Here is a 13,398-nt window from a genome sequence, read left to right as displayed (position 1 = left end):
AAGCCCCAAAGGCTGATTCCCGTCATGTTAAAACAGCCCGAGGCCGAATCAGTCGTCCCGCGAGCCGCCGAATGACGCACAACCACGCTGGACCTGGCCATTGACCCGCAACTCGGCGGTCATGTGCTGCAAGCTACCGCTCACAGCATCGATGCAGCGCTGTGGGGCTACCCACAGTTCGATGTGCTGGTTATTGGCTTCGGTCATCAGGTTGAAACGGCCGTCACCCAGTTGCTCTTCGACAAACGGCACCGCCAGTGGCGGCTGGCCTTCGCGCTCCAGCACCATGCCTTTGCCGGTGACGTTCATCGCCCAAGCCGGTTTATGGCCGTTGGCCCGCAGAATCATGCGTTTGAAGTCCGGGTCGTCGCAGGCCGAGGTCGAGCGCTCTACGCGATACAGTTGTTGCAGGTCGACCGAACCCTGGGTGCCGCTGGCCACGCCGGAAAACTTGCCGCGCAAATCGGCAAACAGCACGCCTTGCTGGCCGGCCAGGGACGCGGCTTCCTGCAGCACGCTGGTGCCGCCGGTGTCGTTGACCACGTAATTGCGTTTGTCGCCACACGGCTGGAACAACAGTTTGCCGCCCACTGCCGTCAGTTCACCCTGCATACGGGTCAGCCCGACGGTAGACGGTTTGGCCGGCTCGTTCTCGAACATCTGGCAAGCGGTGAACAGGGGCAGCAGGGCAAACAGAGCAAGGGTACGGGCGGCGCGCATTATCGGGTCTCCAAACAAGTGCCGCCACGTTACTCAGGGTGGCGCCGCACCACAAGCCCGTTCGCCAGGTTCAGGCGATTCTGACAGAAATCAGATTTCAGCCAACGATAAAGGTCTGACCGGTCTGCAAGCCCTCGACACTTTTCGCGTAGGCCAGTGCTACATCGGCACCCGAAGCCGGTTTGTAGCCACGGAAATACGGCGCATAGCTGCCCATGGCTTCGAGCAGGACGGTCGGGCTCACCGAGTTAATGCGCAAGCCGCGTGGCAGTTCGATTGCCGCCGCCTTGACGAAGGCATCCAATGCGCCGTTGACCAAGGCGGCAGAGGCGCCGGTGCGGATCGGGTCGCGGTTGAGAATGCCGCTGGTAAAGGTGAACGAAGCACCGTCGTTGGCGTAGTCGCGGCCGATCAGCAGCAGGTTGACCTGCCCCATCAGCTTGTCACGCAGGCCCAGTTCAAAGTCGGCTTCGCTCATCTCACCCAATGCCACGAAATTCACGCTGCCTGCCGCGCAGACCAACGCGTCGAACTTGCCGGTCTGTTCGAACAGTGTGCGGATCGACGCGCTGTCGCTGATATCCACCTGGAAGTCGCCGCCGCTGCGGCCGATGCTGATCACCTCGTGACGCTGCGCCAGTTCCGCCTTGACCGCTGAGCCGACCGTGCCGCTGGCACCGATCAATAGGATTTTCATCGTGCTGTTCCTCCGGGGATTAAGTGAGGGTTCAGTCTAGGATGGCTTTTTAAGTGGATAAACGCGCTAATAGGCAACATTTGGTTTTCAATTGGAAACAATCCATGAGCGAAATGGATGACTTGGCGGCCTTTGCCGTGCTGATCGAGGCGGGCAGTTTTACCCTGGCGGCAGAGCAATTGGGCTGTAGCAAGGGCCAATTGTCCAAGCGCATCAGCCAATTGGAAGCGCAGTTTTCGGTGGTGTTATTGCACCGTACCACGCGCAAACTCAGCCTGACCGCCGCCGGTGCGGCGTTGCTGCCCCAGGCCCAGGCGCTGGTGGCCCAGGTGGAACGCGCCCGTCAGGCGTTGGCGCGGCTCAAGGACGATCTGGCCGGGCCAGTGCGTATGACGGTGCCGGTGTCGTTGGGAGAAACCTTCTTTGATGGCTTGTTGCTGGAATTCACCCAGCAATACCCGCAGGTGCAGATCGAGCTGGAACTGAACAACAGCTACCGCGACCTGGCGCGCGATGGCTTTGATTTGGGCGTGCGCATGGGGGCGATGGACAACGAGCGGCTGGTGGCCAAGCCACTGCTGGCCTGGCATGAGATGACCTGCGCCAGCCCGGCCTACCTGGAGCAGCATGGCGAACCGCTGACGCCTGCGGATCTGGCCGCGCACACCTGCCTGCTCAACAGCCACTACAGCGGGCGTGAAGAATGGCTGTATCACCAGCAACATGAACTGTTGCGGGTTCGGGTCAGCGGTACCTTCGCGTCCAACCATTACAACCTGTTGAAAAAAGCCGCCCTGGTGGGCGCCGGCATCGCCCGTCTGCCGTCTTACGTGTTGCCGGCGGAACTGGCTGACGGGCGTTTGCGCTGGCTGCTGCGTGATTATCAAACGCGCAGCATGCCGATGTACCTGGTGCATCCTTATCAAGGTGGCCTGCCGCGCCGAACACAAGTGTTGGCCGACTACTTGGTGGACTGGTTCAGACGCAGCGGCGAAGCCCTGGATCGTCTTCAGCGGTAGCGGCGCGCGATCAGGTGGTCGATCGACAGGCGGCCTGGGCCTTTGGCCACCAACAGCAGCAGCAACGCGATCCAGGTGCCGTGGGTTGGATACGCTTGCGGGTAGACGAACAGTTGAATGGTCAAGGTCATGCCAATCAACGCCAGGGCCGAGAAGCGCGTGGCAAAACCCACCAGGATCAGGACCGGGAAAAAGTGCTCGGCAAATGCCGCCATGTGCGCGGCCACTTCCGGCGACAGTAACGGCACGTGGTACTCGCTGCGAAACAGCGGCAGGGTCGAGGCGGCAAGCTTGGGTTCGCCCAATTGAAAGGTGCCGTTGATGATATCAATGGCAAAACCTTCAACCTTGGTCTGGCCGGACTTCCAGAACACCGCCGCAATGGAAAACCGTGCGAGAAAGGCGATCAGGCTGTAGGGAATTTTTTCGAACAGAGCGATGGCCCGTTTTACCAGGCAAGTAGGGTGAGTGTTCATAGCGATTCCTTTTGTTCTGTGTGCAAATGAGTGATGGCGTTGTGACTGATCAGTAGCGTCAGGCAGTGGTTGAGGTCGAATTCGGCCGATGCTTCAAGCGCGTGCTCCACCGCCATTTCCAGGCCTGATCCCTGGTTAAGGCTGTTGATAAACGCCACCGAACCTTTGTCGATGGCGAAGACCTTGACCGCCAGGCCCTGGCGCAACACCAGTGCACTTTGGGCGTACCAGGGGTTCAAGGTGGCGATAGCGCCTTCGGTCTGGTGCGCGGCCCATACCGCAACCACGGCGTAGGGTGAATGCATGGTGGCCAGGGACGGATGCAGGCGCAGGCGTAGTTGCCCCAGGTCGGTCGGCCCTTGCAGTTGTTCAAGGATGGCCTGCTGATTCAGTGGCCGGCTGTCGGCGGCGTGATAAGCACGCACCCGCAGGCGTTCCAGGCGGGCGACGTCCGCCAGGTAAGGCACGCTCGCCGCCGGTTCGAACGCCTGGATGAACGCGGCAAAGGTGCTGCCGTACTCGCTGATCAACGGGCTGTCGGGCGGGCTGGCTTGCACGTAAAGGCCGGCCATTGCGCGGAAAAACTCATCACCGACCAATTGCAATGTCACCGGGTAAGCGGCGGCGAGCGCGTTGATCAGCGAGCTGTGGACATTGTTTCGATACACCGCAAAACGGCTGGCCGGGTCGGCGCCGTTGCTGCTGAACACACCCTCGGGGCAAGCCTGCCCGGCGTCGAGCAAGGCGTCGGCAAATGCAGCTTGATCGCTCATAGCTTCAATACCTTCGCCTGTGACAGATGCCAGTCGGCGTGTTGGGCTTCGGCGTGCAACACGCTCAAGGCGGGTACCTGGTTATCCCGCTCGATCAGCGTGGCGACGGGGCCGGTGTGTTTGAGTACCTGTTCGTAGAGCTGCCACACCGCGTTATCGATGGGCGCGCCATGGTCATCGATCAGCAGGCGGTCACCCAGGCTGTCGGTGTCTTCGGCAAAACCGGCCAGATGAATCTCACCCACGGCCTTCAACGGCAGCGCATGGAGGTAGGCCAGTGGGTCGCGCTGATGATTAATGCATGACACATAGACGTTGTTGACGTCCAGCAACAGCCCGCAACCGGTGCGCCGGATGATCTCGCTGATGAAGTCCGTCTCGTCCAGGGTCGAGCGCTGGAACTGCAGGTACGTCGAAGGGTTTTCCAGCAGCATTGGCCGCTTGAGGGTGTTTTGTACCTGGTCGATGTGTTCGCATACCCGGTGCAGGGTTGCGGCGTCGTAGGCCAGCGGCAGCAAGTCATTGAGGAACATCGGGCCGTGGCTGGACCAGGCCAGGTGTTCGGAAAAAGAGTGGGGTTGATAGCGTTCGATCAGCGTGGCCAATCGTGCCAGGTGCTCACGGTTGAGCGGGCCTTCGCCGCCGATGGACAGACCCACGCCATGCAATGACAGTGGGTACTGCTCGCGTATCAAGCCCAGGTAGTGATGAAACGGGCCGCCGGCGACCATGTAGTTTTCGGCGTGCACTTCAAAAAAACCGATATCGGGCGAGGTCTCGAGCACTTCAATAAAGTGCTCGTTCTTCAGCCCCAGCCCGGCCCGATAAGGGAGGCCGGGCACCTGAGCCGGTGAGACCGTGTGCTGGGGTAAAAGCGTCATCATCAGTACTCAGGGTTTGCAGGGTTTCAGGACTTGGCGGTGAAGGCTGCTTCCTGGCCGAAACCGGTCGGTGAGGTGGAGCTTGGGGTCTTGGCGCAAGTGCCGGCCGGGACCAGTTTCCAGGCGTTGGCCTGGTCTTTGACTTTCGAGGTGCCCGCGCAGGAAGTGCCGGCGCCTGCAGCGCAATCGTTCTTGCCGGCTTCGGCGACACCAAAGCATTTCTGCATGTCATCGGCGGCGTGCGCGGTGCTGGTCAGGGCGGACAGGCTCAGGGCCGAACCCAGGGCCAGAACGAGGGTAGCGGCGGACAGCGAACGGGATTTAGTGGTCATGGTGTAACTCCAGCAGTGAGGGTGGGTAAGGAAGCGTTTTTGCTTGCTTACCCCTCTAGAGTTGGGGCACTCCCATGCGTTACAGCGGCTGATAAAAAAATTTCAGTTCGCCAGTCGCCTTGAGCACGCGCACCTGAATGCTCGGGCTCGGGTCTTGAGATATTCCCTTGCCTGGCCATTCACGCGGCTAAACGTACAGCGTAGGGACGAAGTTCGGTCAACGCTGTTCGCGGAATAAGTGTTCACTTTTATCTGGTCTGGTTTTAGTACAGATGGCGTAATTTAATACATCCTATTTTTTAAATATAAGTACCGGTTTTCGTCGGGGTGTTTTCATTGTGGGCGCGTTTTGAATAGGCGGGGCGGAGGCTGTGCGTTTATGTGATGTGTTTAATCCGGTTTTTCTTCTGTGCAAATCGCCTTGTCCCCGTTATTGGGGGTTTACAATAATTTTGTGTAGGCGGAACAGCGAGTTATAAATTTAAAGTTTTTTCGGTTTGACTTTTATTGGTGGGCTATTTAATTTGTTTTGGCCGGCAACAAATGAAATGCGCAATTCAGGAACCCCTCTACTGGATAATGTCCAGTTAAACTAAAAGAAGGAATTTAACGATGAAAGCAGTAAAAGTCGCTCTCCTGCAAAGTGCCACCTGCAACCTGATGCACGTAAAACTGCCTTCCCAGCCTAAGCCAGTGAAAGTGGCTAAGTAAGAAGCAGCGGGCCTGGAGAGTTCGCTCTCCAGGTCTTTCAAGGAGCAGGTCATGTATCATATAAACCCCGCAGCATTAGTGTTTGACGACGGTAAAGAAGAATGTTGGGTTGACTACTCGTCAGGCCATAACGGCGTCAAGATTTCCAAGGGCTTGGGCAAGGTCATTGCCGAGCACTGCGGCCAGGCGGTCAATGCCGATCTGGTAAAGCAAGCCATTGCACGTGATAACACCCTCAGTGAGGCTGGCATTGATACGTTGCTGGCCCACGTTTGCCTGCCCGCGCCGGCGCAGCCCAAGTCCGGCTATCATCACGCGACCCAGAACCACCCTTTCCTGGACATGTCCCAAGGCCTTTCGGCGTTGGAGGCAGATGCTCGGATCATGGCAGCCTACGTCAAGCAACATGCGTATCCGGCTGTAGAGTTGAATATTGAGTCAGGCAATGAGGTTGCACTCATTGACGCCATTAATCTGGACATCGATGAGTTAAGAAACTCTGTTTTCTATCAGTTCAGTATGATTATGTCCGGCACCTTTGGCGTGCGTTTGCACCAACCGGCGTATTACGACGGCGAGCGTGATTATCATCAGGTTGAATTGCTCAAGAAGTCCATTCCTTCCGGCGGCGCCCGGCACCCCACTGAATGTTTTGTCGAGATACATCGTTCTTCGATAGTTGAGCCGGGTGTTTATTATTTCTCCCCGACCCATGGTTCACTTAAATTAATCACTCCGCAGTTGCCCGATTCAATCGAGGCCGAGCGCATTTTAAGTTCGGATGCCGACTGGGTGGTGAGGCTGGTACTGTGTGCAGCTGTAAGACGCTCAATGTTCCGCTACCGTGACCCCCGAAGTTTTCGCGCCTTGCTCGTCGATGCCGGTCACGCAGAGGCGCAATTGTCGGCGTTGGCCAGTTATTGCAACTGGCATTACACGTCACGCTTTGTCGTGGACTTCGAATACGCAAAAAACTTCACCGACGAGTCTTTGGACGACGGCCTACCTGCGTTTTCCATCGGTTTGCTGGAAGGGTGGAACTAATGAGATATGTCAGCCAACACGGCAGTGAAGTGTCGATACCCGATACGTGGGAGACCCATAACTGGGAGCGCCCTTATGTGTTCCTCAAGCAATTGCAGGCTGATGAGGCCGCCCGGCCGCAGGCCCTGCAAAGCCATCGTTATCTGCTGGATAAACTGGTGACCGGCTATGACGTCAAGCGCGCTATTTCAAGACGCAGCTTTACGTCTGTTGCCGAGCGCGACGTTCCTTCTTCGGTGCTGGAGTCGCTGCTCAGGTGCCTCTATCAGGCATTGGCTCAGGAAACACATCTGTTTGCCGGGATCGTTACCCAGGGCGTACAGGGCTGGGCGGATGCAGCTTGGCTACTCGACCATACGCCCAGAGCGCTAAAGCGTACGGACCGCGCCAGTGACAGTGAGGTGGTCGCCAGGATCATTCAGGGCCAAGGATGGGCCGGGGGCAAAGGCATCACGGTGTTGCTTGGGATCAATTGGCAATTTGCTGTTGCAGCATTCGGCGATCCCGATATTGCCTACGCCAAAGCGTTGCTGGATGTGGGGCGTGTAGGGCATGCCTTGTTGTTGGAGGGGCAGCATCAAGGGCTGGCGGCCAGAATGACGCCGGCTGTACACGAAGAAACAGCGTCGAATATGCTGCGCCTGACGGAAGAACGGGATGTTCTTTATGCCATCCGACTGGTGTTTCCAGGCTGAGTGCGTCGCAAGGAGTTGCAAAAATGAACAGACTTTCGCCGCTGAAGGACGCCTACGCGCGAGAGGGTTATGTCGTTGTTCGCGAGTTGCTCGATAGCCGGACAATGGCACTGCTCGCTGAAAAAGTCATCGAGCAATTGCGCAAGCATCGAATAACCGATGGTTTTACCGAGATTGGCCAGCCGCGCTTCAAGGCGCCAGAGCAGCCCGACCCGGACTTTCTGAAGTTTGTCGACGTGATGCGCAGCGAGTTGACCGAGGCACTCTTTCAAGCGCCCGAGGTGATTGAGGTGATGAAGCTGCTCCTCGACACCGATGAGGTGTTCGTTCATCCGATCAAATGGGTGCGCGGTTTGGCACCCTTGGATTCCTCCATGCACTCCTCACCGGGCGTTCACCAGGACTTTCCGGAATTGCAGGGCAGTGGCCAGCAGATCACCTTGTGGGCGCCCCTTTTTAATGTCGATGAGCGGTCGGGATCGCTGCCGGTTTACACCAAAAAACCAGGTGAAACCCTGTTGCCGCTCGAACTGGCACTCAACCCCTCAGGATGGCAAGTCTGCCCCGACGTGCTGGGCGCAAAAAACGTCTTCGCATTAGGTCCGGGTGATGTGTTGCTGTTCAATACGTTTACCCCGCATGGCGGTGCGACCAATACCGGCGAAGGTTGGCGTTGCAGTATCGAAGCGCGATTCCAGCCGCTGGCTGAACCGTTGGCACTCAGTAACTTTGCCAAGCCGCTGTTGATGCAGGATTGGCAAACGTTCTACGAAGGGTGGCGGACCTGGGGGTTCTACTGGCGGGACAGACATCCGCCGCTTATTCCCTTTGATCCATCCTGGGAGCACTGGCGGGATCTGACCGCTATCGGAGAAGCGGTCAAAGGTAACAGGAATGCGGTGACGGCCCTCGAAATCGCTGCCAGATTCGGTATGTCCGAATCCATCAAGTCCTGTGCCCAGGGGTTGCTTGAGTCCTTTGAATGTAGTTACGACCAATAAGGTAATGTGGCTGTGAAGAACCGCTTTGCAGATTTTTTCATCAGCAGAAATTTCTCATTCCTGTGGCTGGGGCAAGCCCTCTCATCGTTTGGCGAGTTCGTTTTCGAGAGCACCGTCATTGTGTGGCTGGTGACTGACTTGTTTCACGACAGTGTGTTCTTGCCGACGGCCGTAGGCCTGGCAGTGGCGGCTTCGGCTATACCGCGTGTACTGGTAGCGCCACTGGCCGGGGCTTGGGTGGACAGGATGACGCCGCTGTACGTGATGATTGCGGCGGACGGGATTCGGGTGCTCAACTTCCTGATCTTTTTTGTGATCTATTCGCTGGCCGGCCTGGACCCGATGCAAGTGCTCGTCGGTGTGCTGCTGTTGTTGTTGGTTAACAGCACGGCCGCACAGTTTTTCAACCCGTCACGCCAGGCGATCATGCAAGTGGTCATCCCTTCGGCACGACGCGTTGAAGCATCGGCCAAGGCAATGTTTTCCCTGACGGGCATTTCAGTGTTGTCGGCGTCCCTTGGGCCGGCCTTATTTGTCTGGGTGGGCCCCGCCCTGGCACTGCTGATCAATGTGCTGGCCTTTGCCTGTTCGGCCCTGTGCATCGCGTCTACCCAGGGCCTGCGCCGGACCTTGCTGGCCGAGCCACAACGGCTGCGCTTTTGGCATGGAGTGCTCGCAGGGCTGCGGTTTTCCTGGGGGCACGCCTCGATCAGGACGTTGCTGATCGGTGTCGCGTTGTACGGGTTTTCCCTGGGGGTCAATAACGTCGCATTGTCCTTGTACGCCTTCAAAACCTTGGGCTTGAGCCCTTATGAATACGGGCTGATTCTCGCAGCGTTCCCTGTCGGCGGGTTGATTGCTGCCGTGCTGGTCCGGCCGCTGTTGAAGTCACTGAGTACGCGTCAGGCCTTTACCTTTGCGCTGCTGTGCATGGGGTTCAGTTACCTGGCGTATTCGCTGCATCCGCCGTTTTACCTGGCGTGGGCGCTGATGTTCAGCTGTGGGTTGTTCTTCTCGGTGTTTGCGATTGTGCAAGGGCCGATGCTCCAGGAAGCCGTGCCTGAAGGCTACATGGGGCGTGTGTCCGCAACGGTCACGCCGGTACTGGCCATCGCCTCGTTGACCGGTACGCTGGTGTGTTCTCAGACATTGAATAGGGCAGAGCGCGTCATCAGCTATTTAGACGCGCCGCTGGACGTGTACGGCGCGTATATCTTCCTGGCGGCGGGCCTGTTGCTATTGGGCGGGGCATTGATGCTGGCAGGCCAGCGCGCGAGCAAGGGGCAATGGGGTGCGACGCATTAAGCGGCGATAAAAAAAACGGCCCGAGGGCCGTTTTTGTTTACCTCAATGGCTCAGCCACCGAGATAGGCTTCACGCACCTTAGGATCCGTCAGCAACTGCTCCCCGGTGCCCTGCATCACCACCCGGCCGTTTTCCAGCACGTAGGCGCGGTCGGCGATTTTCAGCGCCTGGTTGGCGTTCTGCTCCACCAGGAACACCGTCACACCGTCCTTGCGCAGTTGTTCGATGATATCGAAGATCTGCTGGATGATGATCGGTGCCAGGCCCAGCGAAGGCTCGTCGAGCAGCAACAGCTTGGGCTTGCTCATCAGCGCCCGGCCGATGGCGAGCATTTGCTGCTCGCCGCCGGACATGGTGCCGCCGCGCTGGCTGAAGCGTTCCTTGAGCCGTGGGAACAGGTGCAGCACCTTGTCCATCTGCTCCTGGTAGTCGCCCTTGTCGGTGAAGAACCCGCCCATGGCCAGGTTCTCTTCTACCGTCAGGCGCGAGAACACACGGCGGCCTTCGGGCACCACGGCAATGCTCTTGCGCATGATCTCTGAAGAGGCCTGGCCCACCAGTTCTTCACCCATGTAGCGGATGCTGCCGCTGTGGGCCTGGGGGGAACCGCACAGGGTCATCAGCAACGTCGACTTGCCGGCACCGTTGGCGCCGATCAGCGTGACGATTTCACCTTGGCGCACTTCCACGTTGACGCTGTGCAGCGCCTGGATCTTGCCGTAGAAAGTGGAAACGTTTTCGAATTGCAGCATTTTACGCTTCCCCCAAATAGGCTTTGATCACTTCCGGGTTGTCGCGGATCTGCTCCGGCGTACCGTCGGCCAATGGTGTGCCCTGATTGATCACCACGATGTGGTCGGAAATGCTCATGACCAGTTTCATGTCGTGTTCGATCAACAGCACCGTGGCGTTGTTTTCCTCGCGCAGCACTGTGATGAGTGCCTTGAGGTCTTCGGTTTCCTTGGGGTTCAGGCCGGCGGCCGGTTCGTCGAGCATGAGGATCCGCGGACGGGTCATCATGCAACGCGCGATTTCCAGTCGGCGTTGCTGACCATAGGCCAGGGTGCCGGCCGGGCGGTTGGCAAACTCGGTGAGGTTGACCTTGTCCAGCCAGTACTCGGCGTATTCCATCGCCTCGCGTTCGCTTTTGCGGAACGCCGGGGTCTTGAACAGACCGGCAAAGAAGTTGGTGTTCAGGTGACGGTGCTGGGCGATCAGCAGGTTTTCGACCGCCGTCATGTCCTTGAACAAGCGCACGTTCTGGAAGGTACGCACCACGCCCTTGCGGGCGATCTCGTGACCGGCCAGGCCCTGGATGGGTTGGCCATCCAGCAGGATGCTGCCACCGCTCGGCTTGTAGAAGCCGGTGAGGCAGTTGAACACCGTGGTCTTGCCGGCGCCGTTCGGGCCGATCAACGCCACAACCTGTTTCTCTTTGACGGTCAGGGCCACGCCGTTGACCGCGAGCAAACCGCCGAAGCGCATGCTCAAATTGTCGACTTTCAGGATCTCGCGGCTCATTTGCGCAGCTCCATGTGTGGGCGTTGCATCGGCAGCAGACCTTGAGGACGCCAGATCATCATCAGCACCATCATGGCGCCGAACATCAACATGCGGTATTCGCTGAACTCACGCATCATTTCCGGCAGCAGGATCATCACGATCGCTGCGAGAATCACGCCCAGTTGCGAGCCCATGCCACCCAATACCACGATGGCGAGAATGATCGCCGACTCGATAAAGGTGAACGACTCCGGGGTCACAAGGCCTTGGCGCGCGGCGAAGAAGCTGCCGGCGAAACCGGCGAAGGTTGCCCCGAGGGTGAAGGCCGAGAGTTTGATGACGGTCGGGTTCATGCCCAGCGCACGGCAGGCGATTTCATCTTCGCGCAATGCTTCCCACGCGCGGCCGATCGGCATGCGCAGCAGGCGGTTGATTACGAACAGAGCCGCCAATGCCAGCAACAACGCCACCAGGTACAGGAACACCACTTTGCTCACCGGGTTGTAGTCGATCCCGAAGTATTCGTGGAAGGTCTGCATGCCCTCTGCAGCGGTGCGGTCGAACGTCAGCCCGAAGAACGTTGGCTTGGGAATGCTGCTGATGCCGTTGGGGCCACCGGTGATATCGGTAAGGTTACGCAGGAACAGACGGATGATTTCACCGAAACCCAAGGTCACGATCGCCAGATAGTCACCGCGCAGGCGCAGCACCGGGAAGCCCAGCAGGAAGCCGAATGTAGCGGCGGCCATGCCCGCCAGTGGCAAGCAGATCCAGAAGCCCCAGCCCAGGTAGTGTGAGAGCAGCGCGTAGGTGTAGGCACCCACGGCATAAAAACCCACATAACCGAGGTCGAGCAGACCGGCAAGGCCCACCACGATGTTCAGGCCAAGGCCCAGCAACACGTAGATCAGGATCAGGGTGGCGATGTCGACGGCGCCGCGCGAGCCGAAGAACGGCCAGATCAACGCAGCCACGATCAGACCGATGATGATGTAGCGCTGAGTACGCGGCAGCGTCAGGAACTGGCTGACCTTGGGCGACACCAACGGGCCACGGTTGCCCTTGAAAAACGCTCCGACCTGCTGGGTGAACAACACGCGCAGGAACATCAGCACCGAACACAGGGCGATGATGGTCAAGGTCACGGGACCGGTGCCATGCACTTCCAGGTTGATGCCGACAATGCTCAGCTTGAGGCCGAGTACCGGAAAGGCCACGGCCCATACCAGCAAGGCGCTGAAAAACGCCGATTTAAGATATCTGCTCATACTTTCTCAACCTCCGGACGGCCCAGGATGCCGGTCGGACGGAACAACAGCACCAGAACCAACAGGCCGAACGCCACGACGTCCTTGTACTGGTCGCCGAACACATCGGCGCCAAAGGCTTCAGCCACACCCAGCACCAGCCCGCCGAGCATCGCGCCCGGAATACTGCCGATGCCGCCCAAGACCGCTGCTGTAAAGGCCTTGAGGCCTACCAGGAAACCGGCGTTGGGGTTGATCACGCCGTACTGCATGCTCAGCAGCACCGCCGCAATGGCTGCGAGTGCGGCACCGATCACGAAGGTCAGGGCGATGATGTTGTTGGTATTGATGCCCAACAGGTTGGCCATCTTGATATCTTCGGCGCAGGCCCGGCAGGCGCGCCCCAGACGGGAGCGGGAAATGAACAGGGTCAGGCCGAGCATCGCCACCAGGGTAACGACGAAAACCAGCACCTGCATGTACGAAATCAGCACTTCTTGTGCGCCACCTGGGCCGAAGGAGAAGCTCCCCGGGATCAGGTTGGGAATGGACTTGTCCTTGGAGTCCTGGGACAGCAATACGGTGTTCTGCAGGAAAATCGACATGCCGATGGCGGAAATCAGCGGGATCAAACGGTTGCTGCCACGCAAGGGGCGGTAGGCGACGCGTTCGATACTGTAGCCATAGGCACTGGTCACGACGATCGACGCCAGGAACGCGGCGGTCATCAACAGCGGCAGGGAGTGGATACCCATCATGGCCAGCCCGGCAAGGGCGATGAAGGCCACGTAGGAACCAATCATGTACACCTCGCCATGGGCAAAGTTGATCATTCCAATGATGCCGTAAACCATTGTGTAGCCAATGGCTATCAAGGCATAGGTGCTGCCAACGGTCATGCCGTTAACCAGCGTTTGGAAAAAATGATAGATCTCAGGCATTACAGCGCTCCTAAAAACCCGATACGCATTTCACTGGTGGAGTCATGTTCCGG

General features: G+C 58.5%; 15 protein-coding genes. 5 read left to right on the top strand and 10 right to left on the bottom strand.

What is annotated here, in order from left to right; all coding sequences use genetic code 11:
- Positions 1 to 48: 48 nt before the first annotated feature.
- Together AOA59_RS02870 and AOA59_RS02865 are read right to left on the bottom strand one after the other, a co-directional pair.
- Complete coding sequence (locus tag AOA59_RS02870) at positions 49 to 720, bottom strand: COG3650 family protein (protein ID WP_069786264.1); 672 nt, start codon at positions 718 to 720, stop codon at positions 49 to 51.
- A 97-nt stretch (positions 721 to 817) separates the two neighbouring features.
- Entirely contained in the window at positions 818 to 1,417 is a 600-nt protein-coding gene (locus AOA59_RS02865) for a short chain dehydrogenase (protein ID WP_099485846.1), read from the bottom strand.
- 104 nt (positions 1,418 to 1,521) lie between these two features.
- Here AOA59_RS02865 and AOA59_RS02860 point away from each other — a divergent pair, with 104 nt between their 5' ends.
- The gene (locus AOA59_RS02860) at positions 1,522 to 2,436 is read left to right on the top strand and encodes a LysR family transcriptional regulator (RefSeq protein WP_056857487.1); all 915 of its coding nucleotides are present in this window, start codon (positions 1,522 to 1,524) and stop codon (positions 2,434 to 2,436) included.
- Here AOA59_RS02860 and AOA59_RS02855 read toward each other — a convergent pair.
- The 4 genes from AOA59_RS02855 to AOA59_RS02840 are packed head-to-tail and all read right to left on the bottom strand — an operon-like array spanning position 2,427 to position 4,898.
- Positions 2,427 to 2,912, bottom strand: a complete 486-nt coding sequence (locus AOA59_RS02855; RefSeq protein ID WP_065929020.1) for a DoxX family protein — start codon at positions 2,910 to 2,912, stop codon at positions 2,427 to 2,429. The genes AOA59_RS02860 and AOA59_RS02855 overlap by 10 nt on opposite strands.
- Entirely contained in the window at positions 2,909 to 3,685 is a 777-nt protein-coding gene (locus tag AOA59_RS02850) for a DNA-binding domain-containing protein (protein ID WP_099485844.1), read from the bottom strand. The genes AOA59_RS02855 and AOA59_RS02850 overlap by 4 nt, the downstream gene beginning before the upstream one ends.
- On the bottom strand, positions 3,682 to 4,569 hold the full coding sequence (locus AOA59_RS02845) for a DUF692 domain-containing protein (RefSeq protein ID WP_099485842.1): 888 nt from the start codon (positions 4,567 to 4,569) through the stop codon (positions 3,682 to 3,684). The genes AOA59_RS02850 and AOA59_RS02845 overlap by 4 nt, the downstream gene beginning before the upstream one ends.
- 23 nt (positions 4,570 to 4,592) lie before the next feature.
- Positions 4,593 to 4,898, bottom strand: a complete 306-nt coding sequence (locus AOA59_RS02840; RefSeq protein ID WP_058421711.1) for a DUF2282 domain-containing protein — start codon at positions 4,896 to 4,898, stop codon at positions 4,593 to 4,595.
- Between the two features lie 762 nt (positions 4,899 to 5,660).
- Between AOA59_RS02840 and AOA59_RS02835 the strand changes: the two genes are divergently transcribed.
- The 4 genes from AOA59_RS02835 to AOA59_RS02820 are packed head-to-tail and all read left to right on the top strand — an operon-like array spanning position 5,661 to position 9,654.
- Entirely contained in the window at positions 5,661 to 6,653 is a 993-nt protein-coding gene (locus AOA59_RS02835) for a SagB/ThcOx family dehydrogenase (RefSeq protein ID WP_099485840.1), read from the top strand.
- Positions 6,653 to 7,348, top strand: coding sequence for a hypothetical protein (locus tag AOA59_RS02830; RefSeq protein WP_099485839.1), 696 nt, complete (start codon positions 6,653 to 6,655; stop codon positions 7,346 to 7,348). Before AOA59_RS02835 ends, AOA59_RS02830 begins: the two co-directional genes overlap by 1 nt.
- Positions 7,349 to 7,371: 23 nt before the next feature.
- A complete protein-coding gene (locus tag AOA59_RS02825) occupies positions 7,372 to 8,349 on the top strand; it encodes a hypothetical protein (protein WP_099485837.1) in 978 nt (325 codons plus the stop codon).
- Between the two features lie 6 nt (positions 8,350 to 8,355).
- A complete protein-coding gene (locus AOA59_RS02820; RefSeq protein WP_371919054.1) occupies positions 8,356 to 9,654 on the top strand; it encodes an MFS transporter in 1,299 nt (432 codons plus the stop codon).
- A gap of 50 nt (positions 9,655 to 9,704) precedes the next feature.
- Here the strand turns inward: AOA59_RS02820 and AOA59_RS02815 are convergent, their stop codons facing one another.
- Genes AOA59_RS02815 through livH form a run of 4 tightly spaced genes read right to left on the bottom strand, consistent with a single transcriptional unit; the run spans position 9,705 to position 13,345 of the window.
- Positions 9,705 to 10,406, bottom strand: a complete 702-nt coding sequence (locus AOA59_RS02815) for an ABC transporter ATP-binding protein (protein ID WP_017137209.1) — start codon at positions 10,404 to 10,406, stop codon at positions 9,705 to 9,707.
- Between the two features lies 1 nt (position 10,407).
- Positions 10,408 to 11,175, bottom strand: coding sequence for a high-affinity branched-chain amino acid ABC transporter ATP-binding protein LivG (gene livG / locus AOA59_RS02810; protein WP_069786268.1), 768 nt, complete (start codon positions 11,173 to 11,175; stop codon positions 10,408 to 10,410).
- Positions 11,172 to 12,425 carry a high-affinity branched-chain amino acid ABC transporter permease LivM gene (locus AOA59_RS02805; RefSeq protein ID WP_056857477.1) on the bottom strand — a complete coding sequence of 418 codons (1,254 nt, stop codon included), beginning with the start codon at positions 12,423 to 12,425 and terminating at the stop codon, positions 11,172 to 11,174. The genes livG and AOA59_RS02805 overlap by 4 nt, the downstream gene beginning before the upstream one ends.
- Complete coding sequence (livH, locus tag AOA59_RS02800) at positions 12,422 to 13,345, bottom strand: high-affinity branched-chain amino acid ABC transporter permease LivH (RefSeq protein ID WP_056857476.1); 924 nt, start codon at positions 13,343 to 13,345, stop codon at positions 12,422 to 12,424. Before livH ends, AOA59_RS02805 begins: the two co-directional genes overlap by 4 nt.
- Positions 13,346 to 13,398: the final 53 nt, after the last annotated feature.

This window comes from Pseudomonas sp. 2822-15 (assembly GCF_002742515.1).
Taxonomy (GTDB): Bacteria; Pseudomonadota; Gammaproteobacteria; order Pseudomonadales; family Pseudomonadaceae; genus Aquipseudomonas; species Aquipseudomonas salomonii.
Note: the sequence above shows the minus strand (reverse complement) of the source record. Positions and strands in the feature narration are given on the sequence as shown.

Excerpts from the sequence above, each read along its gene's own strand:
- AOA59_RS02825 (WP_099485837.1), top strand. The coding sequence starts at position 7,372 with ATGAACAGACTTTCGCCGCTGAAGGACGCCTACGCGCGAGAGGGTTAT.
- livG (WP_069786268.1), bottom strand. The coding sequence starts at position 11,175 with ATGAGCCGCGAGATCCTGAAAGTCGACAATTTGAGCATGCGCTTCGGC.
- AOA59_RS02835 (WP_099485840.1), top strand. The coding sequence starts at position 5,661 with ATGTATCATATAAACCCCGCAGCATTAGTGTTTGACGACGGTAAAGAA.
- AOA59_RS02850 (WP_099485844.1), bottom strand. The coding sequence starts at position 3,685 with ATGAGCGATCAAGCTGCATTTGCCGACGCCTTGCTCGACGCCGGGCAG.
- AOA59_RS02845 (WP_099485842.1), bottom strand. The coding sequence starts at position 4,569 with ATGATGACGCTTTTACCCCAGCACACGGTCTCACCGGCTCAGGTGCCC.
- AOA59_RS02815 (WP_017137209.1), bottom strand. The coding sequence starts at position 10,406 with ATGCTGCAATTCGAAAACGTTTCCACTTTCTACGGCAAGATCCAGGCG.
- AOA59_RS02855 (WP_065929020.1), bottom strand. The coding sequence starts at position 2,912 with ATGAACACTCACCCTACTTGCCTGGTAAAACGGGCCATCGCTCTGTTC.
- AOA59_RS02805 (WP_056857477.1), bottom strand. The coding sequence starts at position 12,425 with ATGAGCAGATATCTTAAATCGGCGTTTTTCAGCGCCTTGCTGGTATGG.
- livH (WP_056857476.1), bottom strand. The coding sequence starts at position 13,345 with ATGCCTGAGATCTATCATTTTTTCCAAACGCTGGTTAACGGCATGACC.
- AOA59_RS02840 (WP_058421711.1), bottom strand. The coding sequence starts at position 4,898 with ATGACCACTAAATCCCGTTCGCTGTCCGCCGCTACCCTCGTTCTGGCC.
- AOA59_RS02865 (WP_099485846.1), bottom strand. The coding sequence starts at position 1,417 with ATGAAAATCCTATTGATCGGTGCCAGCGGCACGGTCGGCTCAGCGGTC.
- AOA59_RS02830 (WP_099485839.1), top strand. The coding sequence starts at position 6,653 with ATGAGATATGTCAGCCAACACGGCAGTGAAGTGTCGATACCCGATACG.
- AOA59_RS02860 (WP_056857487.1), top strand. The coding sequence starts at position 1,522 with ATGAGCGAAATGGATGACTTGGCGGCCTTTGCCGTGCTGATCGAGGCG.
- AOA59_RS02870 (WP_069786264.1), bottom strand. The coding sequence starts at position 720 with ATGCGCGCCGCCCGTACCCTTGCTCTGTTTGCCCTGCTGCCCCTGTTC.